14 protein-coding genes and 2 tRNA genes are annotated in these 24,129 nt (G+C 68.9%); 11 read left to right on the top strand and 5 right to left on the bottom strand.

Annotated features, from left to right (window positions below; genetic code table 11):
• Window positions 1-37: 37 nt before the first annotated feature.
• The 3 genes from ACQCSZ_RS03690 to ACQCSZ_RS03700 all read left to right on the top strand — a co-directional run bounded on the left by ACQCSZ_RS03690 (window position 38) and on the right by ACQCSZ_RS03700 (window position 8,561).
• A complete protein-coding gene (locus ACQCSZ_RS03690; protein ID WP_427008241.1) occupies window positions 38-3,376 on the top strand; it encodes an ATP-dependent helicase in 3,339 nt (1,112 codons plus the stop codon).
• Window positions 3,373-6,906 (top strand): ATP-dependent helicase, encoded by a 3,534-nt coding sequence (locus ACQCSZ_RS03695; RefSeq protein ID WP_427006747.1) that lies wholly within the window; start codon window positions 3,373-3,375, stop codon window positions 6,904-6,906. Before ACQCSZ_RS03690 ends, ACQCSZ_RS03695 begins: the two co-directional genes overlap by 4 nt.
• Before the next feature lie 410 nt (window positions 6,907-7,316).
• Entirely contained in the window at window positions 7,317-8,561 is a 1,245-nt protein-coding gene (locus ACQCSZ_RS03700; RefSeq protein WP_427006748.1) for a hypothetical protein, read from the top strand.
• Here the strand turns inward: ACQCSZ_RS03700 and ACQCSZ_RS03705 are convergent.
• Together ACQCSZ_RS03705 and ACQCSZ_RS03710 are read right to left on the bottom strand one after the other, a co-directional pair.
• The gene (locus ACQCSZ_RS03705) at window positions 8,558-9,235 is read right to left on the bottom strand and encodes a hypothetical protein (protein ID WP_427006749.1); all 678 of its coding nucleotides are present in this window, start codon (window positions 9,233-9,235) and stop codon (window positions 8,558-8,560) included. The genes ACQCSZ_RS03700 and ACQCSZ_RS03705 overlap by 4 nt on opposite strands.
• A gap of 15 nt (window positions 9,236-9,250) precedes the next feature.
• Entirely contained in the window at window positions 9,251-9,412 is a 162-nt protein-coding gene (locus ACQCSZ_RS03710) for a hypothetical protein (RefSeq protein WP_427006750.1), read from the bottom strand.
• 297 nt (window positions 9,413-9,709) lie between these two features.
• On the opposite strand from ACQCSZ_RS03710, the gene ACQCSZ_RS03715 reads away from it, so the two are divergent.
• Entirely contained in the window at window positions 9,710-10,753 is a 1,044-nt protein-coding gene (locus ACQCSZ_RS03715; RefSeq protein ID WP_427008242.1) for an IS110 family transposase, read from the top strand.
• Window positions 10,754-10,850: 97 nt separating this feature from the next.
• On the opposite strand, the gene ACQCSZ_RS03720 is transcribed toward ACQCSZ_RS03715, so the two are convergent.
• Window positions 10,851-12,227, bottom strand: a complete 1,377-nt coding sequence (locus ACQCSZ_RS03720; protein WP_427006751.1) for a macrolide 2'-phosphotransferase — start codon at window positions 12,225-12,227, stop codon at window positions 10,851-10,853.
• A gap of 318 nt (window positions 12,228-12,545) precedes the next feature.
• Here ACQCSZ_RS03720 and nudC point away from each other — a divergent pair, with 318 nt between their 5' ends.
• From nudC to ACQCSZ_RS03735, 3 genes are all read left to right on the top strand, one after another.
• On the top strand, window positions 12,546-13,517 hold the full coding sequence (nudC, locus tag ACQCSZ_RS03725) for an NAD(+) diphosphatase (RefSeq protein WP_427006752.1): 972 nt from the start codon (window positions 12,546-12,548) through the stop codon (window positions 13,515-13,517).
• Between the two features lie 181 nt (window positions 13,518-13,698).
• Window positions 13,699-15,789: an ATP-dependent DNA helicase UvrD2 gene (locus tag ACQCSZ_RS03730; protein WP_427008243.1), complete on the top strand. Its 2,091-nt coding sequence runs from the start codon at window positions 13,699-13,701 to the stop codon at window positions 15,787-15,789.
• Window positions 15,789-16,472 (top strand): M48 family metallopeptidase, encoded by a 684-nt coding sequence (locus ACQCSZ_RS03735; protein WP_427006753.1) that lies wholly within the window; start codon window positions 15,789-15,791, stop codon window positions 16,470-16,472. Before ACQCSZ_RS03730 ends, ACQCSZ_RS03735 begins: the two co-directional genes overlap by 1 nt.
• Window positions 16,473-16,482: 10 nt before the next feature.
• Here ACQCSZ_RS03735 and ACQCSZ_RS03740 read toward each other — a convergent pair whose 3' ends face one another.
• A complete protein-coding gene (locus tag ACQCSZ_RS03740; RefSeq protein WP_427006754.1) occupies window positions 16,483-18,006 on the bottom strand; it encodes a zinc-dependent metalloprotease in 1,524 nt (507 codons plus the stop codon).
• Window positions 18,007-18,374: 368 nt separating this feature from the next.
• On the opposite strand from ACQCSZ_RS03740, the gene ACQCSZ_RS03745 reads away from it, so the two are divergent.
• The 4 genes from ACQCSZ_RS03745 to ACQCSZ_RS03760 all read left to right on the top strand — a co-directional run bounded on the left by ACQCSZ_RS03745 (window position 18,375) and on the right by ACQCSZ_RS03760 (window position 23,118).
• Window positions 18,375-19,403 (top strand): YlbL family protein, encoded by a 1,029-nt coding sequence (locus ACQCSZ_RS03745; RefSeq protein WP_427008244.1) that lies wholly within the window; start codon window positions 18,375-18,377, stop codon window positions 19,401-19,403.
• 189 nt (window positions 19,404-19,592) lie between these two features.
• On the top strand, window positions 19,593-22,607 hold the full coding sequence (locus tag ACQCSZ_RS03750; protein WP_427006755.1) for a UPF0182 family protein: 3,015 nt from the start codon (window positions 19,593-19,595) through the stop codon (window positions 22,605-22,607).
• Between the two features lie 208 nt (window positions 22,608-22,815).
• A tRNA-Met gene (locus ACQCSZ_RS03755) sits at window positions 22,816-22,889 on the top strand.
• Between the two features lie 152 nt (window positions 22,890-23,041).
• A tRNA-Met gene (locus tag ACQCSZ_RS03760) sits at window positions 23,042-23,118 on the top strand.
• 230 nt (window positions 23,119-23,348) lie between these two features.
• On the opposite strand, the gene ACQCSZ_RS03765 is transcribed toward ACQCSZ_RS03760, so the two are convergent.
• Window positions 23,349-24,116, bottom strand: coding sequence for a spherulation-specific family 4 protein (locus ACQCSZ_RS03765; protein WP_427006756.1), 768 nt, complete (start codon window positions 24,114-24,116; stop codon window positions 23,349-23,351).
• Window positions 24,117-24,129: the final 13 nt, after the last annotated feature.

Here is a 24,129-nt window from a genome sequence, read left to right on the forward strand (position 1 = left end):
TCTTGAGCTGCCTGTTGGTGATCCGCCAGCTCCTGATCTGCCGGCATACCCGCTGACCGCCTCCGCGGGATCCCGTACCCGGGCCTCCGGCGCGGAGCTCCGGCTGCTCCCGCCGCGGAAGCCGCATACCGCCGTCCCGGTGCTCTCCGCAGACCAGCTCGCCGCCGTCGACGTCCCGCACGGCGCGGGCCCCGTCCTGGTGCCCGGGGCGCCGGGGACCGGAAAATCAACCGTCCTGGTGGAGGCCGCAGTCCGCCGGGCACAACGGGACGGCCTGGACCCCGAGCGGATGCTGATCCTTGCTCCCGGGCGGCTCGCCGCGGATTCCCTCCGGGACCGCTTCACCGCACGGCTGGACCGGAGCCTGAGTACGACGCCGGCGCGCACCTGGGCGTCGTACGCGTTCGATCTGATCCGGCGGGCCAAGGCGGAAGGCATCCTGCCGTTGCCGCGCCCGCCGAAACTCCTGTCCGGGCCCGAGCAGGACCTGATCATCAAGGAACTGCTCGAAGGTCACGCGCTGCCCGGCCTCGGGCTCGAGTGGCCGGAGGACCTCGGGGCAGCCCTGCAGACCCGCGGTTTCCGGCAGGAGGTCCGCCAGCTCTTTGACCGGATCATCGAGTCCGGCCGGACCGCGGAGGACCTCGTCGTCCTGGCCCGCCGGTGCCGCCGGCCCGACTGGGTGCCCGCCGCCGCCCTGTACTCCGAATACCGCGACGTCCTGGACCTGCGCATGCCCGAGGCCTTCGACCCGGCCGGCATCATCACGGCCGCCCGCCAGATCTTCCAGGACGCCCCGGACTTCCTGGCGGCCGAGCGGGGCAGGCTGCAGCTGATCCTGGTAGATGACATCCAGGAAGCCAATCCGGCGGTGTTCGAGCTGCTCGCGGACATCGCGGCCGGCAAGGACGCCATCATCACCTCCTCGCCGGACACCGTGGTCCAGGGCTTCCGCGGGGCCCGTCCGGACCTCGTGGCCGAGCTGCCCCGGCTGCTGGCCCCCGCCGGCGGCACGGTGCTGGAGCGTCCGCTGTGGTTCGCCCACCGCCACACCCCCGCCGTGGCCGAGGCGTGGCTCTCGGTCGCCGGGCGCATTTCCCGCCGCGCCGGCGGGCAGTCCGCGCGCCGGCTCGAGCAGCGCGCCGCCGAGGGGGCTGATGGTCCTGCCGGGCGCCCCGCCGAGCGCCCCGCCGGCAGCGTCGAGGCGCATCTGCTGCCGTCCCCGGTCCACGAACTGCGCTATGTCGCGCAGCGGATCCTCGAAGCCCAGCTCAACGACGGCCGCGAACTCGGTGACATCGCCGTGATCGTGCGCAACGGCGGCCAGCTCAGCCAGCTGCAGCGGTACCTAGCCGGCCAGGGGATCCCGGTCCGGATTCCCGTCGCCGAATCCGCCGTCCGGGACGAAGTTGCCATCAGGCCGCTGCTGGACGCCTACGCGGTGGTCCTGGACCCGTCCGTCCTTACCCCAGAGTCGGCCGTCGCCCTGCTCACCTCGCGGATCGGCGGCGCCACGTCGATCGAGCTCCGGCGGCTGCGCCAGTCGCTGCGCCGGGAGGAGCTCCTGGGCGGCGGCGGCCGCACCAGCGACGCACTCCTGGTGGAGGCCCTGCTGGAACCGGGAGCCCTCGCCACGCTCGGCATCGAGGGGCACTCCGCCCGGCGGATCGCGAGGATGATCCAGGCCGGCCGGGAAGCCGCCCTGGCGCCCGGCGGCAACGCCGAAACGGTGCTGTGGGCGCTCTGGAACTCCACCGGACTCGCCGCCCGCTGGACCGACGCCGCCCTGGCCGGCGGTTCGGCCGGGGCCCGCGCGGACCGCGACCTCGACGCCATGATGGCGTTGTTCCACACCGCGGAACGCTTCGTGGACCAGCTGCCGGGTTCCGGGCCGGAACAGTTCCTCGAGTACCTGCTCAACCAGGAACTCCCGATGGACACCCTCGCCGCGCGGGCCCAGCTCGAGGACGCCGTGGAGCTCATGACACCCGCCAGCGCCGCCGGACGGGAATGGCCGGTGGTGATCGTCCCGGGGCTGCAGGAAGGCGTGTGGCCCAACACCAGGCTCCGCGGCGAGCTGCTCGGCAGCACCCTGTTTGCCGACGCCGTCGAACACGGCGTGGAGTACGCCCTGCAGCTGGACCCGCTCAGCCGGCTGCGGGAAATCCGCTACGACGAGCTGCGGAGCTTCTCCACCGCCGTCTCCCGGGCCCGGGAGGTCCTGATCTGCACGGCCGTCTCCTCCGAGGATGAACAGCCGTCCTCGTTCCTGGACTATGTGGCACCGCTGCACCCGGACCAGGAACGGCGCGGCTTCACCCCCGTGGAGCGGCCGCTGACCCTGCGCGCCCTCGTGGCCGAACTGCGGCAGTACGCCCAGCTGGACGCCACGGCCGCCGAATCAGCGGAAGCAACCGCTGTGCTCGGCGCCCTGGCCGCCGCCGAGCCCCCGGTTCCGGGGGCGCACCCGGCCAGCTGGTGGGGCCTGGCGCCGCTGTCCTCCGGGGACCCCGTGGTCCCGCCGGGCGGCACGGTATACGTCTCACCCTCGAAGGTCGAGACCGTGCAGAAATCCCCCCTTGACTGGTTCGTCCAGGCCGCGGGCGGCGAGGCGGCGACCGATTTCGCCCGCAGCCTGGGAACCCTGGTCCACGCCATCGCCCAGGACCTCCCGGACGCCTCGGGCGGCGAATACCTCGCCGAACTGACCCGCCGCTGGCCGGCGCTCGGGATGAAGGACAACTGGGAAGGGAAGCTGGACTTCCAGCGCGCCGAATCCATGGTCCGGAAGCTCGCCCAGTACGTGCTGGTCATGCGCAGCGAAGGCCGCAGCCTGGTCGGCGTCGAACAGGACTTCGAGGTGAAGCTACAGGACATCACCCCCGACGCCGAGGCGGCCGGGGACGCCGACGGGCCCGCGGACGAGCCCTGGCCCGCCCGGTCCGCCGTGCTGCGCGGGCAGGTGGACCGGCTGGAGATCGACGCCGAGGGCCGGCTGGTCATCGTGGACCTCAAGACGGGCAAGCGGCAGCCCGGAAAAGCCGAACTCGAACGCCACCCTCAGCTGGGCGCCTACCAGGCGGCCGTGCTGGCGGGAGGTTTTGCCGGGCCCGACGACGGCCCGGCGCCGCGGCCGGGCGGAGCCGTCCTGGCCCAGCTCGGCACCACCACCAAGAGCCCCGGCGTGCAGGCGCAGGCCGCGCTGGACCCGGCGGAGAACTGGGCGCTGGAGATGGTGAACGGTGCCGCCCGGGTGATGTCCGGGAGCACCTTCGAAGCCCGCCATGATCCTTCCAAGGGCGGTCACGGCGGGCACGGCTGCCGGCTGCCCGAGGTCTGTCCGCTGTGCGCCCGAGGAAAGCAGGTTACCGAATGACCCCCACCGCAGAGCCGACAGCCCGTCCCGCACCGCTTCCCGTACCGCGGTTCAGCCCGGAAGAACTGTCCGCCATGCTGGGGGAGAAGAACAGCCCCACGGCCGAACAGTCCCTGATCATTTCCTCACCCCTGACGCCACGGCTCGTCATTGCCGGTGCCGGCTCGGGAAAGACCGCCACCATGGCGGACCGGGTGGTGTGGCTCGTGGCCAACGGCTGGGTCCGGCCCGAAGAAGTGCTCGGCGTGACGTTTACGCGCAAGGCGGCAGGAGAACTCGCCAGCCGGATCCGCGCCAAGCTGGCCGCACTGCAGCGCATCGCCGCCGCCGACGCGCAAAACCAAGAACAACACAAGCTGTTCCCCGCCGGCCTGCTCGGTGCCGACGCGCCCGAGCCGAAGGTCTCCACGTACCACTCCTACGCGAGCGGGATCGTGTCCGACTACGGCCTGCGGCTCGGCGTGGAACGGGACGTGGTGCTGCTCGGCGGCGCGCAGTCCTTCCAGCTCGCCAGCGAGGTCGTGGAGGCCTACGACGGCGACTACGAGCACTTCCGGTCCGCGAAGTCCACCCTCGTCAAGGCCGTGATCCAGCTCGCCGGTGAATGTTCGGAGCACCTCCGCGACCCTGCCGAGGTACGCGGCTGGCTGCTGGAGCGGATCGCCGGGTTCGAGGCGTTGCCGTACGTTGCTGCCGCGAAGAAGAATCCCAGCCAGGCCGCGGGGGAGCTCAGCGGGATGCTCCGCACCCGGGCAAGCGTCGCGGACATGGTGGGGCGGTACTCCGCGGCGAAACGCGCCAGGGGAGCGCTGGACTTCGGCGACCTCGTGGCCCTGGCGGCGCGGGTGGCCAACGAGATCCCGGTCGCGGCGGAAACGGAGCGCCAGCGCTACAAGGTGGTGCTCCTGGACGAGTTCCAGGACACCTCGCACGCCCAGCTCGTGCTCTTCTCCCGGCTCTTCGGCGACGGCCACGCCGTGACCGCGGTGGGGGACCCGAACCAGTCCATCTACGGCTTCCGCGGCGCGTCCGCGGGGCAGCTCTTCCACTTTGTCCGCGAATTCCCGGTCCGCGCCGCCGCAGGGGAAGACACAGGGGAATCCCCTGCCGTACGGAAATTTGCCGTGGCGCCGACGTCGTACCTGACCACGGCCTGGCGCAATGGCCGCAACATCCTCGCCGCCGCCAACGTCATCTCGGCCCCGCTCAGCAAGGCCGCGGCCCATGCCGGTGCCGCCGGCGCCCGGGACACCGCCCAGACCGTCAAGGTCCCGCCGCTGCAGCCGAGCCCGGCCGCGGTGCAGGGCAGGGTCGTGATGGGGCGGTTCGGCACGGATGAGGACGAGGCCGCGGCGATCGCCGGCGATGTCCTGAAGTTCCGGGTGACCGACTTCGACGCCACGCCGTCGGCGGATTCCATCCCGCCGGCCATGGCCGTGCTGTGCCGGCGCAGGGCCCAGATGGAATGCATCCGGCGCGAGTTCGAGTTGCGTGGCATTCCCTACGAGATCGTCGGCCTCGGCGGCCTGCTGGACACCCCCGAAATCATCGACCTGGTCGCCACGCTCCGGGTCCTGTCCGATCCCGGCCGCTCCGACTCCCTGATGCGGCTGCTGGCCGGGGCTCGGTGGCGGATCGGCCCCGCGGACCTGATGGCGTTCCGTGACTGGTCCGGCTTCCTCGCCCGGCGCCGCGGACGCCCCGGCAGCTCCGACGCCGACGATACTGACGCTGATACCGGCGACGACGCCGTGATTGAGGGTGACCTCACGGACGCCGCCAGCCTCGTCGAAGCGCTGGACTGGCTGCCCCGCGAAGGCTGGATCTCCTCGCACGGCCGCGGGCTGAGCCCCGAGGCCCTGGACCGGCTCCAGCGGCTGTCGGCGGAGCTCAGGCAGCTCCGCAGCTACATGGGCGATGACCTGACCACCCTGCTCGGCGAGGTGGAGCGCGCCATGCTCCTGGACATCGAAGTGGCCGCACGGCCGGGGACCAGCATCCACCAGGCACGGCGGAACCTCGACGCCTTCCAGGACGCTGCGGCCGGATTCCTGCACACCTCCCAGCGGGTTGATGTGCTCGCCTTCCTCGCCTGGCTTGAGGCCGCGGCCGCCGAGGAGAACGGCCTCGACGCCGCCACGCAGGACGTGAACCATGAGGCCGTCCAGCTCCTGACCGTGCACGCCTCCAAGGGCCTGGAATGGGACGTCGTGTTCGTTCCCGGACTCAATGCCGGGGCCTTCCCGAGCAGCCGCGATTCACGCTGGAGCAGCGGCAGCGCGGCCCTGCCCTGGCCCCTGCGCGGTGACCGGGCGGACCTTCCGCAGTGGGACCTTGAGCAGCCGGACCAGAAAGGCTGGCTCGACGCCGAAAAGGAGTTCAAGTCCGCCGTCCAGACGCATGGGGAAGCGGAGGAACGGCGCCTGGCCTATGTGGCCTACACCCGGGCCAAGCACGTTCTCTGGACGTCCAGTGCGGCGTGGGTGGGCTCCCGGGCAGGCATGGCGGAGATGTCGCCGTTCCTGGCGGAACTGCAGGTCCTCTCCGGCGAAGGCGCCGCGGAGATCCACCCCCTGTCCGTGGATGAGGAATCGCTGCCGGAGGAGAGCCCGTTGACCTCCGAACTCGAAGTCGCCGAGTGGCCTTACGACCCGCTGGAAGGGCCCCGTGATCCGCGCACGGGTGCACGCCTGAGGCTCCTGCCGGGCCGCCGCGCGGCCATGGAATCCGCGGCGGCCCGGGTGCTCCGGCACCTAGGATCCGAAGGGCCGGAGACCCTGCCGGGCGCCTTGGATGACCCCGCGGACGACGCCGGGCACCGGCGGCACCTGCGCGGCCCCGCCGCCGGCTGGGCGCGGGAGGCCGCGACGCTGCTGGAGCGCCGCACCCGGCGGACCGCCCTGCATGATGTCCACCTTCCGGGGCACATTTCCGCCTCCACGCTGGTGGACCTCGAGGACGACGCGCGCTCGGTGGTCGCCCGGCTGCGGCGCCCCGTTCCGCGCGAACCCGGGATGTCGGCCCGCAAGGGCACCGCCTTCCACACCTGGGTCGAAGAGTATTTCGGCGCCGCCGGGATGCTGGACCTGGACGAGGCGGCCGGGTCGGACAACCACATCGATGCGGCGTACGGGCTGGACTCCATGGTGGAAACCTTCCGCCGGTCCGAGTGGGCCGACCGGGCCCCCGCCCACGTCGAGGTCCCGGTGGAGACCCGGATCGGCGGCGTGGTGGTCCGCGGCCGGATCGACGCCGTCTTCCGGGACGCCGACGGCGGCTGGGACCTCGTGGACTGGAAGACCGGCCGCCGCCCTTCCGCCGCCCAGTTGAAGGTCAAGGCCGTCCAGCTGGCCGTGTACCGCCTGGCCTGGTCCAGACTCAAGGGGGTCCCGCTGGAGGACGTCCGGGCCGCGTTCTACTACGTCGCTGACGATCAGGTGGTCCGCCCGCACGACCTCGGAACGGCCGAGCGGCTCGAGGAGATCGTGGCCGCAGCCCTGGGACAAAGCGCGGCAGTGGCGGGCGCCTAGTGATCCGCCCGGTGGATCCCGTGCGGCAGGCGCCCGGAAGGCTCCTGGCGGTGTGTTCCCCTAACCTTCGCCTAGTGTTCGGGGTGGCCGGCGCCGATCCGCCCCACCTCGGTGACTTGATCAGAAGGTTGCCCGACCCCCGCAGGGATCGCGGCTCATCACAGTGCTCGCTCGCTGAGGCCTTTTGATCATGCCCCCGCGGGCCACGTACCGCGACTCCGTGCGCCAGGTAATGAGGACCCCCGAGGGCCGCAAAATGAACGGGAACAAGGAGGAACGCTCCAAGCTGATGGGGGACCACCTGCGACCGTTCATGTCCGCCCTGGGCTACCAGTCGGACGCCGACGCCCTGTCACTCAGCATCGCCGACGCTTCCGTCTCCGGATCCCGGTCAGCGCCATTCAGACCTGGTGGTCCGTCGGCTTCGAGGTCGAGAACAAGGGCTCGCCGGCGGGGAGCGGCAGCGGAAGACCCGGCGCCTCGCGGCCCTGCAGGACCGGCTCGTGGACGCCACGGCACGGCTCGCGGCCGGGAAGCCCGGCATCGTTGCCGGCGGCGGCCGGCTGTGGCGCGCCCGGAACAACCTTCAAGCGGCAGGCCTCACGCCCGCCGGGTGGGAGGCCCGATGGGCGGCCTCCCGGCTGTTCCTGACCGCCGACGGGGAATCGGGGAAGCGGTGCGGCAACGAGACCATCCGCATCGACACCGGCGGGCACCTGTCCCTGACAGTCCCCGCCGTGATGACCGCGGAGCATGGTGCGCGGTTGCACCTCGCAGCCCCGGTCCTGTTCCATCACCGCGCCGGCGAATGGCGCGACCGTGCCGCGTCCAACAGGAATATCCGCTACGACATCAGCCACGACCCCGGGACCGGGCGCTGGTACATCGACGCGTCCTGGGGATACCGGGACCTGCCGGTACCGTCCCCGGACAGCCTGCACGGCTCGTCCGGGCTCGGCGTTGATCTGAACGCCGATCATCTGGCCGGTTGCGTCATCGACCCCTCCGGCAACCCCGCCGGGGCGCCCCTGAGCATCCCGCTGGACCTGAAAGACCTCCCGGCAACCACCCGGGACGGCAGGCTCCGCGCAGCGGTCACCGCGCTGCTGGACGCCGCCAGGGATGCGGGCTGCGCGGCCGTCGCCATCGAGAACCTGAATTTCCAGGACGCCCGCGCCACCGGCCGCGAAACCATGGGACACGGCACCCGCGGCAAAACCTTCCGCCGCACCGTCGCGGGCATCCCCACCGCAAGATTCCGGGACCGGCTCGTGTCCATGGCCGCCAACCGCGGCCTCCACATCATCGTCGTTGACCCGGCGTACACCTCACAGTGGGGCGCCCGGCACTGGCGCCAACCACTCCAACAAACGACCGACAGCACCGTCACCGGCCACCACGGCGCGGCCGTCGCTATCGGACGGCGTGCCGCCGGTTTCCGTATCAGGCGACGGGAGGACGGACCCCGCACCCGACAGAGGACGAGCGCGGGCCAGCCCAGTCCCAGGCCCGGTACGGCACCGCCCGGCACCGCACCCCTCACAGGCCTGGCCCGCCCGACGGTCACGAACCGTCCCGGCCCGCCAGGAACCAGAAGGTGTGCGGCTCCCAGGACCGTCCGGGGAGCAAGTACGAACCCAATTCGTACTAACTAGGAACGGTGCTTCCGCAGGTACTGCCGGAGGCCGGGGATGGCGAAGTCGACCTTGCCGTGACCGGCTGATTCGATGATCCCGGCGGCCAGGAGCCGTGTCCGGTACTTGGCCACGAGCGTCCGCCCCGAAGCGGTCCTCTGACCAATGTCGGCGGCGGTCGAGGTGCCGTCATCGACAGCCATGGCATGAAGGAATTCGAGATCCTTGCCGGAAACCGTGGCGAGTGCAGCTTCGATGACCACGCGCTCGTTGCGCCGGATGGCTGCAGCGATGGCCCGGTCGACAGCAGCGGAGGAGAGCGAGGCCTGATGCTTCTCGGCTTCCCCCCAGAGAAAGTAGCCGACCAGCTGGATCAGGAAGGGGTAGCCTCCGGTTGCCGCAGCTGCCCGGTGGATGAGGTCCGGGGCGATCGCGATTCCTGAGGCTTCGAACGTCTTGGTGAAGGACGCCTCGACGTCGCGGATCGCAGTTGAGTGGAGGTCGATCTTGTCGGCCCGCCGGAGGAAGGTTGCGACGCGAGCAGCCCGGCGCGGCCGATGACCTCCGGCGGGGTGGCTCCGGCCGTTGGACGGAACGGGTTCTCCATGGTGGTCATGCGGTCCGCCCTCTTCTGGGTGAATATAGGTGAATTTGGTGAATTTGGTCCGCAGGGTGAATTTGGTGAATATGACCACCCTATCCTCGAGCCGCTACCAGTCCCGTTCCTCCGTCATGATGACGACGATGCCGCCGTCGACCCGGACCCCGGAGAGGTTCTGCTGGCTGCCCTGGCCGTAGTCGGCGATCCGGACGCCGGGGTAGGGCTTGACTGGGGAGATCAGGAACGTCAGGCGCTCCACTTCGGTCGCCACACGCTACGACTGTGAGGATGGTTTAACACCGTTCCGGGAGGCGGTCTGACTCGCGCTACGACTGGCTTCGTGCCTTGAGTTTGATCAGTCGACCGGCACCCGGAACGGCCCGTTCGTGCTGTCACTGGCTGTGAGGATGTGTCCCAATAGGGGCTTTCGCACCAGGCACCATCACAGTCTTGACCAGCTCTCAACCAGCGACGGCCATCGTTTCCAAGAGATAGGGCGACCATGTCTACCAGCATCGTTCAACCCGTGGCTTTGCACCCAACTTCACACGCGGCCGAGGACATCCTTATGGGTGTCGACACCCATAAGGACGTTCACGTCGCCGCAGTGATCACCATGATCGGAGGTCTCATCGACACCCGCAGTTTCCCTGCGACGACGGCTGGCTACGGGCTAATGCTGGCCTGGGCACGATCATTCGGGACCCTGCGGAGGGCTGGGGTTGAATGCACAGGATCCTACGGGGCCGGTCTCTCCCGCCACCTCCAGTCTCACGGCGTCGAGGTGGTTGAGGTCAACCAACCGGACAAGGCCTTGCGTCGACGCCACGGCAAAAGCGACATGGTCGACGCCGAAGCTGCAGCCCGGGCCGTGTTGTCGGGGCGGGCGACCTCGGCGGCCAAAACGGGCGACGGGGCGGTGGAGATGCTGCGGTTGTTCAAGATGGCGAAGAACTCAGCGATCAAGTCCCGCTCTCAAGCGATCAATCAGCTCAAAGCCGTCATTGTTACCGCGGACGGAGCCTTGCGCGAGTCGCTGGCCGGGTTGAGTAACGCCCGGCTGATCCGACACTGCGCGCGCCTGACTGAGACCAAGCATCCGGGACCAGCCGGCGCTGCCCGCCACACACTTCGCCTACTCGCCCGTAGAATCCAGAACCTCACCACGGAAATTGACGATCTGAACAAACATATCGCGGCCGCCGTCGAAGAATGTGCACCAGGGATCCTCGACGTTCAGGGAGTCGGCCCGGACAGCGCCGCCGCGCTCCTCATCGCCGGCGGCGACAACCCCGAGCGCCTCGCCAACGAAGCCTCCTACGCCGCACTGTGTGGGACCAGCCCCGTCGAGGCGTCCTCCGGCCAAACCCAGCGACGGCGCCTGAACAGAGGAGGCGACCGACAAGCGAACGCGGCCCTATACCGGATCGTCCTAAGCCGGCTGAGGTGGGACCCGCGGACAAAGGAATACATGCAGACACGTCTCAGCCAGGGGAAGACACGGCGCGAGGCCATCCGGTGCCTCAAACGCTACGTCGCCCGCGAGCTCTTCGACTTCATCCGGGTCACCAGGCCGGCAGCCACGCGCGAGGAGCAGCAAGTCACCCCTTGACATCCATAGGGGCATCAAGCTCGCCATCACCTACCGGTCAGGGGCCGCCGTCTGCTCGGTCCTTATCTGGCTACGCCAATAAGGAGACACGCAGTCCCTAGGGTGAAGTCGCTTCGACCACGGTAATCGTGGTTGTCGAGGTGTCATCGGCCGGGTTCGCCTGGACCACGGCGATCGACTGGGTCGAGTCCTCATCGTCGTCCTCGTCGTCGGCCGGGTTGTCGGCTTCGGCAGCGTCGTCGGCCGGGTTGTCGGCAGCGCCGCCGCCGGGCACCTCCTGCGGGCCGCCGTCGTCCTCGACGCCTTCCGTGCCCGTGTCAGGCGGGATCGGTGTGACGTGCACAGCGGGCGTGAGGCGCAATGGGGGCGCCACCGGCGCAGCGGGCTCCGCGCCGCCTACGGGAACCTCACCCGGTCCGGTCACCGGATCCGGCGGGAGCAGGGTCACCTTGCTGACGGCCGGGGCGCCGGGCGCCGCGGGACCGTCGGAATCATGCGGGTTGTCTGGAACAGCGGGCGCGACCGGCTGGGGGAGCGGTTCCACGCTGATGGGCTGCCCACCGTACTCCGCGACGTCCTCGGCCAGGGCGGTGAGCATGGACTCGGCCTCCCGGATCATGTCCTGGTCCCCGGCGGCGAGGCCCTTGACCAGGTACTGCGCGAGCGCGAATTCGGCGGACAGGGCAGCACGGCGCAGGAGGTGTGCGTCGGGCGCGTCCCGGCGGCTGGCGGTGTAGTGCTCCAGCACCGAGTCCACGAACGCCTGCTCGTTCGAAGCAACTAGCCAGGCCATGTCGTCGGCCGGGTCGCCGATGCGCAGATCGGTCCACCCGGTCACGGCGGTCACGCGGTCGCCGTCGACGAGGAGGTTGTCTTCATGCAGGTCGCCGTGGACCACGCACGGGTGGAAACGCCACAGCGAAACGTCTTCCATCGCGTGTTCCCAGCGCCGCAGCAGCAGCGGGGGGATCTTGCCGGTCGTCGCGGCCTGGTCGAGTTCGTTGAGCCGGCGCTGCCGGAACTCGTTGGGGGTATAGCTGGGCAGGTCGGCATTGCTGACGAGGGACCGGGGCAGGTCGTGGATCGCGGCCAGGGCTGCGCCGATTTCCCGGGCCAGCGCGGCCGATCCGTTGCTCAGTTCCTCGATGGAGCGGGTGGCCCCCGCGAGGTGCGAGTACACAAAGGTGCTCAGCTCGCCCTGCCGGACGGTCCCGGCGACCGTCGGCATGAGGAAGGGGAGCTCCGCCCGGATGGCGGGCACGAAGGCACGCAGCACCAGGAATTCCGTCTCGAGGCGTGCGCTGGCTTCGGCGTGCCGGGGTGAGCGGACGCGCCAGTGTTTGCCTTCGGAATCCAGGAGAAGTGCCGAGTCGAAGTCCGCCGGATCGTCGGGCGCAGAGCTAACGGCGGTCGGGGTCAGGCCGGGGACCGCCGCGGTTGCTACAGCTGCCAGTTCGATTGGTTTTCTTCTCACGGTTCCACGGTAGATTGAGCGGCGCCCAAGTCGGCGATACACCACGGCGAGTCTCGAGATCGGGAATAAATAGCGCCGGGGATCGCGTTCCGGCGGGACCCGTGCCGGCCGTCCTCCGGCGCCCGTTTCCGCGCCCGCGGCCTGCCGGGGAAAATGTCAATTGTCGGCCCGAGTCAGTACGGTGGGTACATGAGTCTTGCTGAGCCACCGTCATCGCCGGTTAAATCATCGGAGAATGAGGCCGCAGTGTACAGATCAGCGCCGACCGAAGCACCCCCAGCCACTTCATTTCTGCGCAGCGTGCCGGCGAACCACCTGATGGACACAGTCCTTCCGGTGCGCCCTGCGCTGATCGACCGCGGATCCGCCGCGCGGATGAAGCCCGGAATGCTGGAGGACCTGCTCCGTTCCGGCGCGGCGCGGGCCATCGTGCTTTCCGGCCGGCAGGCCCTGGTCGGCGGCGACAGCCTCGTGCTCCTGGACGCGGCGGAGCTCGCCGGGCACCTCCGTGACACCGCCTACGCGCCCGACCAGCTGGTCTACCTTGGCTCGGCCCTGCCCGGCTCAGCCCTTGACGCAGGCACCCCCCTTGTCCTGTTCCTGCTTCCGCAGCAGTTCGAGGTCCGCACCGAGGAGTTCGAACCGCATGTTGCCGGCATCCCCGACGGCGCGCAGTGGGCCGGCTTTCGTGATGTTGCCGCCCGGCTGAACCCGACGGACACCGCGCTGTTCATCGAGGCCAGCGCCATCGCCAACTGGCATGCCAGCCATACCCACTGTCCGCGCTGCGGCACGGCCACGCAGCCCGAAGCCGGCGGCTGGGTCCGCCGGTGCCCGGCCGACGGCTCCGAACACTACCCGCGCACCGATCCCGCCATCATCGTCACCGTCGTCGGCCCGGACGGCCGCCTGCTGCTCGGCGGCGGCGGTCCCCTCGACGCCAGGAACTATTCCACGCTGGCGGGCTTCGTCGAACCGGGGGAGTCGCTCGAACAGGCTGTGGTCCGCGAGATCGGCGAGGAGGTCGGGGTACGCGTCACCGCGACCCAGTATCTGGGATCCCAGTCCTGGCCCTTCCCTGCCTCGCTCATGCTCGGGTTCACCGCCACGACCTCGGACACGGAGGCCAGGCCCGACGGCGTCGAGGTCACCCGGGCGCGCTGGTTCAGCCGGCGCGAGCTGCAGGAAGCGGTCCTCAGCGGCGAGATCGTCATCTCCAGCAGGCTGTCCATCGCGCGGTCCCTCATCGAGCACTGGTACGGCGGCGTGATCCAGGACCGGCCGGAGTAAGAACCGGAGTAAGAAAACTGCAAATGACCGAGCAACAATAGTGACTGAGCAATAAAAAGTGACCACAGAAAACCTGAACTTCGCATTTCCCGGCAGCCCGTCCGCCGACGCCGCCCAATCCGACGTCGGCCAATCCGACGCCGGCCCGCCGGCCGCGGACAACCGCTCGCTCGAGGAACGCATCCTCGGCGGCCTCGACGCCGAACAGCGCGAAGTTGCCAGCACCCTGCACGGGCCGATGTGTGTCCTGGCGGGCGCCGGAACCGGCAAGACCCGGGCCATCACCCACCGGATCGCCTACGGCGTGCACTCGGGACAGTACAACCCGCAGCGGCTCCTCGCCGTGACCTTCACGTCGCGGGCCGCCGCCGAAATGCGCAGCAGGCTCCGCGATCTGGGCGTCGGAAACGTGCAGGCCCGCACCTTCCACGCCGCGGCACTGCGGCAGCTGCAGTTCTTCTGGCCGCAGGCCGTGGGCGGCGCCCTGCCCAACCTGCTGGACCACAAGGCGCAGATGATCGCCGAGGCCGCCCGCAGGCTCCGGCTCAGCACGGACCGGGCCTCCATCCGTGACCTGGCCTCCGAAATCGAGTGGGCCAAGGTGTCCATGCTGACGCCGGCCAACTACCTGGAAAACGCGCACGGCCGCGGAAACCCCGGCGGCTTCGACCTGACCGCCGTCGCACGGGTCTTCCAGTCCTATGAGGACGTAAAGACCGACCGGAACGTGATCGACTTCGAGGACGTGCTGCTGATCACCGTGGGCATCCTGCAGGAGGACCCCAAGGTGGCCGCGACGGTCCGCGAGCAATACCGGCATTTCGTCGTGGACGAGTACCAGGACGTGTCGCCGCTCCAGCAGCGGCTGCTCGAACTGTGGCTCGGCGGCCGCGACGAGCTGTGTGTGGTGGGCGACGCCAGCCAGACCATCTACTCGTTCACGGGCGCCTCGCCGAAGCACCTGCTCGGCTTCAAGGCGATGTACCCGGAGGCCAATGTGGTCAAGCTGATCCGCGACTACCGTTCCACCCCGCAGGTGGTGAAGCTGGCCAACGACCTCCTGTCCGGGCGCCGCAGCGGCGGCCCCGCCGCGGACGCCGCCTGGGCCACGCCGCTCCAGCTGGTGGCGCAGCGGCCTGCCGGTCCGGTGCCGCAGTTCACGGAATGCTCCGATGACGAGGCCGAGGCCGCCACGGTGGCCGGCAAGATCCGCGGATTACTCGATGCCGGCGCCCAGGCGAGCCAGATTGCCGTGCTGTTCCGCACCAACGGCCAGTCCGAGGCATATGAACAGGCGCTCGCCTCCGCGGGCATCGGCTACCAGCTGCGCGGCGGTGAGCGCTTCTTCGCCCGCAAGGAAGTCCGCGACGCCATCCTCCAGCTCCGGGCCGCCACCCGTGCGATCGCGGAGACCTCCAATCCCGAACCGCTCGGCCAGCTGGTCCGGGACATCCTGGCCTCTCTGGGATACACGGAGGCGGCGCCGCACAGCGGCGGTGCCCTCCGGGAACGCTGGGAGTCACTCGCCGCGCTCGTGGCCCTGGCCGACGAGCTCGTGATCAGCCGCGGCGAGCAGTTCACCCTCTCCGGTTTGGTCAACGAGCTCCAGGAGCGGTCCCTCGCCCAGCACGCGCCCACCGTCCAGGGCGTGACCCTCGCCTCGCTGCACGCAGCCAAGGGCCTGGAATGGGACGCCGTGTTCCTCGTCGGGCTCAGCGAAGGGCTGATGCCGATTTCATTCGCCGATTCGCCCGAATCCGTGGACGAGGAACGGCGGCTGCTGTATGTCGGGATCACCCGTGCCCGCGAGCACCTCTTCCTGTCCTGGTCCACCGCCAGGACGCCCGGCGGCCGGGCAAACCGCAAGCCCTCGCGCTTCCTGGACGGCCTGCGCCCGGATTCGGTCGCCAGCTCCTCGCTCCGCGGCAAAGGCCCGGCACCGCGCCGGAAGGCCGCCGTTCCGGCGTCGTGCCGGGTCTGCGGGACCATGCTCTCCTCCGGCGCCGAACGCAAGGTGGGGCGCTGCAGCCAGTGCCCGCCCAGCTACGAGGAACAGACGTTTGACGCGCTCCGGCAATGGCGCAAGGAGGTGGCGCTCGCCGCTGACGTCCCCGCGTATGTGGTGTTCACCGACGCCACCCTCATCGCGATCGCCGAGGCCGTGCCGGCGTCCCTGGAACAGCTGGCCAAGCTCCCCGGGGTGGGCCCGTCCAAGCTGGAGAAATACGGCGAAGCGGTCCTCGCCGTGCTGGCTGAAAGCACCGTCCTCTGATGCCCGGGCCCGCCAGGACCCCCGCCACCCCGGCGGCCGTTCCGCTGGTCACCGCCGACGGCGCCCCCGTCGAGGTCCGCCGCTCGGCCCGACGGCGCCGCACGGTCGCCGCCTTCTGGGAAAACGGCACCGCGGTGGTCGCCATTCCGGCCTCCTTCAGCCGCGCCCAGGAACGCGAATGGGTGCACCGGATGCTGGAGAAGCTCCGGCTCCAGGGCGCCCGGGGCGCGGGCGGCGCCGGCCGGCGGCGTCCCCGCAGCGATGCCGCCCTGGCGGACCACGCCGCGGCGCTCTCCGAAAAATACTTCGGCGGGCGCGCCGTGCCGTCCTCGGTCCGCTGGGTGGGCAACCAGAATTCGCGCTGGGGTTCGGCGACGCCGTCGGACGGAACCATCCGGCTCTCCGACAAGCTCCAGCCGATGCCGCAATGGGTGATCGACTACGTCCTGCTTCACGAGCTGGCACACCTGCTGGTGGCCAACCACAATGCCGCGTTCTGGCGGCTGCTGGAGGCCTACCCGGACACCCAGCGCGCCAAGGCCTTCCTGGAGGGCGTCACATTCGCCACCTCCCGCGGGTTGGCCGCCGATGACGCGGATGACGCCTACGACGCGGGCGACGCCGGACGAGAGGAAGCCCCGGACGGAACCGAAGTTCCAGCCGGGTCCGGCCAGCTTTTCTGAGCCTCGCGCGCTAGGCCTTGGGCGTGCCGCCCTCGTCCGTGCCGGCCTCGTCGGTGCCGGCTTCGCCGGTGCCGGCTTCGCCGGTGCCGGCTTCGCCGGTGCCGGCTTCGCCGGTCGTGCCGTCGCCGGTGTCGGCTTCTCCGCTCCCGGCCGCGCTTTCCGGCGCTGCGTCCTCAGCCGCGGCAGGCTGATCGAAGCCGCCGTTGAGCAGCTTCGCCAGGGCATCGTCAACCTCGGTGTCGCTGGCCTCGGCAAGCTTCCGGCGTTCGCTGAAGCCCGCCGGATTGTCCAGGTCCTCGGCCGTGGGGAGCAGGTCAGGGTGCTGCCAGATGGCGTCGCGGCCCTCGGTCCCGCGCTCGGTCTTGAGCGAGGCCCAGAGCGTGGCGGCCTCCCGGAGGCGGCGCGGCCGCAGTTCCAGTCCCACGAGGGACGAGAATGCGTGTTCGGCCGGGCCCCCCGTTGCGCGGCGGCGGCGGACCGTCTCACGCAGGGCAGCGGCGGAGGGCAGCAGCTTCTCTGTCGCAGCCCAGGTCAGTTCATCAACCCAGCCCTCCACGAGGGCGAGTGCCGTCTCCAGCTTTTCGAGGGCCTGATCCTGCGCGGGGGTGCGCTGCGGCATGAACACGCCCTGGGACAGGGCCGCCTGGATGCCTTCGGGGTTGCTCGGATCCAGCTCCCTGGCGAGTTCCTCGATCTTCGAGGTGTCGATGTGGATGCCCCGGGCGTAGGCCTCGATCGCGCCGAGCAGATGCCCGCGCAGCCACGGAACCTGGACGAAGAGCCGGGCGTGCGCCGCCTCACGGACCGCGAGGAACAGCCGCACGTCGCCTTCCGGGAGGCTGAGGCCTTCGCCGAATTTCGCCACGTTGGCGGGCAGCAGCGCCATTTCCAGGTCGGCCAGCGGCACGCCGATGTCCGTGGAGCTGACAACCTCGGCCGAGAGGGCGCCGATGGCCTGGCCCAGCTGCATTCCGAAGATCGCGCCGCCCACGTTCTGCAGCATCGAGGACGCGCCGCCCATCATGGACTTCATTTCCTCGGGCATCTGCTCGGTCATTGCCGCGGAGAGCGCATTGGCGATGCTGTTGGCGACCGGTTCGGTCAGCCGCTTCCAGGTGCCCAGGGTCTCCTCCACCCATTCGGCGCGGGACCAGGCCCGGCCGATCAGGCCGGTGGCCGGGAGCCCGGTGACCTGGTCGAGCCAGAGCTCCGCGAGCCGGAGCGCCTCGTCGACGTCGCGGGACTGCTGCGCGGTGACTGACGGGTCGGAACCGCTCGCGGCCACCCGCCGGGCGTTCTCGTGCGCCAGCTGCCAGTTGACGGGTCCCTCGGGGGAGGCGCTCATCATCGCCTGGACCTGGGAGAACATCTGGGCCAGGAGGTTCGGATCGTCGGGAAGCCCGGCGGCCTTGGCGAGTTCGGCGGGATCGATGTCGCCCATGCCCTGGCCGCCCATCAGGTTCTTCAGCATTTCTGCCAGTGGATCCTTGGGTTCCTCGTCACCATTGGACGGATTGAGTGGGTTGGAGGTCATGATCCCGCCGTTCGTCGGTGTGGCTGTTTCTCAACTTTCACGGTACCCCGCGGCAAGAGGGGCTGTCTGCCGAAACGGTGCCCCGTTCGCTGTAGGCAAAGAGCGGTCCGGGCTGCCGAACGCGTAGTGTTGGAGGCTGGAATATTTGCTGGCCACGGCCCAGGTTCGGGCGGTGGCCGGAGCGCGCTGTCCACGGGTCCCGGGGCCGGCCCGCGCCGGCACGGAGAGGTCCTTCATTGACGATTACCCAGGGCGACACCCAAGGCGAGCAGCCCTCCGGCGAGCCGTCGGCAGGCCGGGCCCGGGGCCTGAGGGCCCTGTTCTCCGGAGCCCGTGAGACGAAGAAACCGGACAGCAGGTCCTCGGCCATGCTGGTCTCGGGCCTGCTCGCGCTGGCCCTCGGGATCACCGCGCTGAGCCTCCCCGTTCCCTACGTGGTCGAATCGCCCGGCCCGACGTTCAATACCCTGGGCGAAGACAAGGGCAAGCCGGTCATTTCCGTCACGGGACACGAGGCCTTTCCCGCGAAGGGCAACCTAGACCTCACCACGGTCTACGTCGACGGCGGCCCCAACGGCCCCGTCAGCGTCTTCGAGGCGTTCTCGGGATGGCTGGACGGCAACAAGGCCGTCTACCCCGAGGAACTCATCTTCCCCAAAGGCGTGACGAAGGAGCAGTCCCAGCAGGAGGGCGCCGTCGCCATGGAGACCTCGCAGGAAAACGCCGTCGCTGCCGCCCTCAGGGAACTCAACATCGGGTTCGGGCAGAAAATGGAGGTCGCGAGCCTCCCGGAAGGGTCGGCGTCGAAAGGACTGCTCCAGGGCGGGGACATCCTGGTCTCCATCAATGATAAGCCGATTACCGCCCTCGGCGTCGTCCAGGCGGAACTCGCCGCGGGCAACGGAACGCCCGTCACCGTCGTCGTGGACCGCGGCGGCAGCATGGTGTCGGCCACCATCACCCCGGCGAAGACCTCCGCCGGGCGCTTCGTCCTCGGCGTGATCCTGCAGTACAAGTTCACGTTCCCGTTCGAGGTGAAGATCTCCCTCGACAAGGTCGGCGGCCCCAGCGCCGGGATGATGTTCGCCCTCGGGATCGTGGACACGGTCACGCCGGGCGACCTGACCGGCGGCAAGCACATCGCCGGAACAGGAACCATCACCCCCGACGGCGCCGTGGGCCCCATCGGCGGGATCGCCCAGAAGATGCTCGGCGCCAGGTCCGGCGGGGCCACCCTGTTCCTGGCCCCGGCGGCAAACTGCGACGACGTGCTGGGCCACATCCCGGACGGTCTGCAGGTGGTCAAGGTGGAGACTCTCGACGGGGCACGGAAGGCCGTCGAACTGGCCGCGTCAGGTGCCGACACATCGGGGCTTCCTGTCTGCACCAGCAACTAGACTGACCGCGGAACTAAGCTCTGCCGCCACTCGTGGCACTTGTGACGGCCGCTGCCCAGCCGGGATCTCCCGCCGGGGCGGCGCCGGCAGTCAATACAATGCATCAAAACCGCACCACCTGCACTGAACCAGCGCACCTGACTGAGAACTACCAACCAGTATTCGACGACCAGCTATGAGGTACCGAGTTTGTCCCGTCCCGCCAGCCCTGTCCCGCCCGGAAGACCCCCGACACGACGAGGCGCCCTGACGCCGACGTTGATTGTCGTCGCCCTGATTGTGGTCGGCTTCATCTTCTTCGCCAATGTCTGGACGGACGTCCTCTGGTACCAGCAACTGGGTTTCTTCGAAGTCTTCCTGACCGAGAACCTCTCGCGGATCGCCATCTTCGTCGCCGGCTTCGCCATCATGTTCAGCGCGGTGTTCTTCGCCATCCGGATTGCCTACCACGCACGTCCGGTCTACGCCCCTGACTCGGACGTCAGGGACAACCTGAACCGGTACCAGGTCCAGCTCGAACCCGTGCGCCGGGTGGTCATGATCGGCCTGCCCATCCTGTTCGGGCTCTTCGCCGGCAGCGCGGCGGCCAGCCAGTGGCAGAAGGTCCTGCTGTTCCTGCACCAGCAGCCCTTCGGCCAGAACGATCCGCTGTTCGGCCTGGACATCAGCTTTTACCTGATGACCCTGCCGTTCCTTGGCTTTGTCACCGGTTTCCTGATCAGCGTCGCCATCGTGGCCGGCATCGCGGGCATCCTCACGCACTACCTCTACGGCAGCATCCGGATCATGGAGCGGGGCATCTTCACGAGCCGCGCCGCCCAGATCCATCTGGCCGTCACCGGCGCGGCCTTCCTGCTGCTGCTCGGCGTCAATTTCTGGCTGGACCGTTACTCGTCGGTACAGAACAGCGGCGGCCGCTGGGCCGGCGCGCTGTACACGGATGTGAACGCCGTGATCCCCACCAAGTCCATCCTGGCCGTGGCCGCGGGCCTCGTCGCGGTGCTCTTCATCGTCGCCGCCGTGATCGGCAAATGGCGGCTGCCCGTCATCGGGACCGCCATGCTCGTCATCACCTCGATCCTGGCCGGCGGTGTCTACCCCTGGGTCATCCAGCAGTTCCAGGTCCGGCCCTCGGAGCAGACCCTGGAAAACGAATTCATCAAGCGCAACATCAGCATGACGCGTGCCGCCTACGGCCTGGACAAGGTCCAGGAGAAGCGCTACAACGCGACCACCACGGCCACCACGGGCGCCCTCGCCCCGGACGCGCAGACCACCGCGAACATCCGCCTGCTGGACCCCAACCTGATTTCGGACGCGTTCTCGCAGCTCGAGCAGTTCAGGCCGTACTACCAGTTCCCCAGTGCGCTCAACGTGGACCGCTACGAAGTGGACGGCAAGATCCAGGACACCGTCATCGCGGTCCGTGAACTGAACCCCAACGGCCTGAGCACCAACCAGCAGTCCTGGCTGAACCGGCACGTGGTCTACACGCACGGTTACGGCGTTGTCGCCGCCAAGGGCAACAAGTTCACCGTGGACGGCAAGCCGGACTTCCTGCAGGCCGGCATCCCGTCCACCGGGGTGCTGGGCAATGACACGACCTACCAGCCCCGGATCTACTTCGGTGAGAATTCACCCGAATACTCCATCGTGGGCGCCCCCGACGGTGCAGTGCACCGCGAGCAGGACCGCCCGGCCGCCAAGGAAGGCGACGGCGAAACGCAGTACACGTTCACCGGCAACGGCGGCCCGAATGTGGGCAGCTTCTTCAACAAGATCCTGTATGCGATCAAGTTCCAGTCCTCGGACATGCTGCTGTCGGACGGCGTGAACCCGTCGTCGCAGATCCTCTACGACCGCAATCCCCGTGACCGCGTGGAAAAGGTCGCACCCTACCTGACCGTGGACGGCAACGCCTACCCTGCGGTGGTCGACGGCCGGGTGAAGTGGATCGTGGACGGCTACACCACCAGCCAGTACTACCCGTATTCCCAGCAGGAGCAGCTCTCCGCGGCCACCGCCGACTCGCAAACGACGGCGGGCCGCACGGTTGCGCTGCCGAACAGCTCGGTCAACTACATCCGCAACTCCGTCAAGGCCACCGTGGACGCCTACGACGGCTCGGTGACGCTGTATGCCTGGGATGACCAGGATCCGGTACTGAAAGCCTGGCAGAGCATCTTCCCGACGTCGCTGAAGCCCTTCTCGGAAATGTCCGGGGCGCTCATGAGCCACGTCCGCTACCCGGAGGACCTCTTCAAGGTCCAGCGCGAGCTCCTGGGCCGCTACCACGTCACCCAGGCGGACAGCTTCTACACCAACAACGACGCCTGGTCCGTGCCGAACGATCCCACCGCCAAGGACGACGTCAAGCAGCCGCCGTTCTACATGTCGCTCAAGATGCCTGACCAGGAGAAGCCGGCGTTCCAGCTGACGTCCTCCTTCATTCCCCAGGTGGTCAGTGGAACCGCGGCCCGCAACGTGATGTACGGCTTCCTCGCCGCGGATTCCGACGCCGGCAACCAGAAGGGCGTGAAGGCGGACAGCTACGGCCAGCTCAGGCTCCTGCAGATACCGCCGGAGACCCAGGTCCCCGGTCCGGGCCAGGCGCAGAACAAGTTCAACTCGGACCCCACCGTGTCCCAGGCCCTGAACCTGCTGCGCCAGGGCGCCTCGGCGGTCCTCAACGGGAACCTGCTGACGCTGCCTGTCGGCGGCGGCATGCTCTACGTGCAGCCGGTCTATCTCAAGTCCACGGGCGAAACCTCGTACCCCACCCTCCAGCGCGTGCTCGTGGCCTTCGGCGACAAGATCGGGTTCGCACCCACCCTGGACGAGGCGCTCAACCAGCTGTTCGGTGGCAACTCCGGTGCCGCCGCCGGCGACTCGGCCAACAAGGGCCAGACTCCTGGTACCCCGGCCACGCCCGGTACGACGCCGGGAACAGGCCCCGTGGATGCCAAGGCGGACCTGAAGGCGGCCCTGGACGAAGCGAACGCTGCCATCAGGGCAGGCCAGGACGCGCTCGCCAAGGGTGACTTTGCCGCCTACGGCGAGCAGCAGAAGAAGCTCGCCGCAGCGCTGCAGAAGGCGATCGACGCCGAGGGCAAGCTCGGTACGGCGGCCACGCCGGCGCCGTCGGCCACACCGTCAGCGGCTGCGACGCCCTCCGGCACCGCGACGCCGGCAGCCGGCAAGTAAGCCGGCAAGTAGTCCGCAACCGGGAAGGCCGGGTTTTCCGCTCCGATGGGGCGGGGAACCCGGCCTTCCCGTCGTTCAGCCGGCCGGTCCAGCCTTCCGCCGGGCGCCTGGGGACGGCGCCCGGCGGCACCGCAACGCGGCCCGAGACCCACATCACGCCACCCCGATTTGGCCTGAAGTTCACCGGCAGGTAGAGTTGTTCTTGCGACGCGGGGTGGAGCAGTTCGGTAGCTCGCTGGGCTCATAACCCAGAGGTCACAGGTTCAAATCCTGTCCCCGCAACTGACGCAGAAGGCCCGGAATACTGGAAACAGTGTTCCGGGCCTTCCGCTTTAACCGACCCTGCTCTAACCGGCCGCCCATGAGCGCCCTGCTTGGGTGCCGGCCGGTGTGGTCGGGGCGGCGCCAAAACTAGGGTAGGCTTGATCTTGCGACGCGGGGTGGAGCAGTTCGGTAGCTCGCTGGGCTCATAACCCAGAGGTCACAGGTTCAAATCCTGTCCCCGCAACCAAGAGTCTGTTACTAAAACCTTGGGGTTGAAAAAACCCTTCGGATTCGCTTAGTGATCGACCCAAGTTGGTGAATACGCGAGAGAGTCCGCCCGAGAGGGCGGGCTCTTTTGTTTTCCCACTTTGAACCGCTTCGCAAGGACTCTCCGATCTGGAAGCAAGCCGCAGACGATGCCGTACTGATCCTGACGACTCCTGGTTATCAGAGTACCGATCGACTTCCGTGTGATCGTCAGACCGGGTTCGGCCAGGGCACCGGCAGCCGAGTCCACATCACGCCGTCGCTCTGGTCGGTGACGTAGACCCAGCCCGCGTTACGGGACCTGGCCAGCGAGATCACGTGCGCCGTGCTCGCGGCATCAGCGGCGTAGATCAGGTGTCCGAAGCGATGCGCGGGGTACTTGGCAATCCAGGGCGGCTGTACCCAGGTTTCGTAGGTGGCGGCAGTGCCTTCGAAAGTGACCAGCACATCAGCCACCGGTGTGACGACCTGCCAGGCAGTAGCGGCGGCGTTCCCGGGATTGCCCGCCACGATCCTGTTCTCTGCGGTCCCCTTGGCATAGGCGTAGAGCTTCTTGTAGTAGGCCAGCACCGACAAGCCTCCGGCGGCGGCCAAGGCCGGGTCGTTCGGCATTTCATCGAAGAAGATTCCATCCAGGGCCGGATACCAGAGCCGATAGGAAGCGAGGTCCGCCTGGACGGCGGCCAAGGGGCGGGAGCCGTAACTGGTCGAGACGTACCCGATGACCCTGTGACGCCGGGTGTGGCATTCGGAGACGGCCCTGGTGTAGTCCGGATTCGCTGACGCTCCGGGGCCGCTGCCGGGATTCATGATGGCTATGGACCCGCTTTTCATGGTGTTCACCTCGGCCCAATGGTTCACGGGGGCACTCCATGCGGGGTAGAAGTAGGCGGGGACCAGCTGCCGCTGGTTGACCGCGGCAGACTCGTGAGCAGTGATGCTGCTGGTCTCGGCAGGCATGTTTGATGAATGTTCCACAATCGACTCCCTG

Source organism: Pseudarthrobacter sp. H2 (assembly GCF_050157045.1).
Taxonomy (GTDB): domain Bacteria; phylum Actinomycetota; class Actinomycetes; order Actinomycetales; family Micrococcaceae; genus Arthrobacter.

Coding starts and splice junctions, on each gene's coding strand:
- ACQCSZ_RS03740 (WP_427006754.1), bottom strand. CDS start 18,006: ATGACCTCCAACCCACTCAATCCGTCCAATGGTGACGAGGAACCCAAG.
- ACQCSZ_RS03695 (WP_427006747.1), top strand. CDS start 3,373: ATGACCCCCACCGCAGAGCCGACAGCCCGTCCCGCACCGCTTCCCGTA.
- nudC (WP_427006752.1), top strand. CDS start 12,546: ATGGACACAGTCCTTCCGGTGCGCCCTGCGCTGATCGACCGCGGATCC.
- ACQCSZ_RS03735 (WP_427006753.1), top strand. CDS start 15,789: ATGCCCGGGCCCGCCAGGACCCCCGCCACCCCGGCGGCCGTTCCGCTG.
- ACQCSZ_RS03745 (WP_427008244.1), top strand. CDS start 18,375: ATGCTGGTCTCGGGCCTGCTCGCGCTGGCCCTCGGGATCACCGCGCTG.
- ACQCSZ_RS03715 (WP_427008242.1), top strand. CDS start 9,710: ATGGGTGTCGACACCCATAAGGACGTTCACGTCGCCGCAGTGATCACC.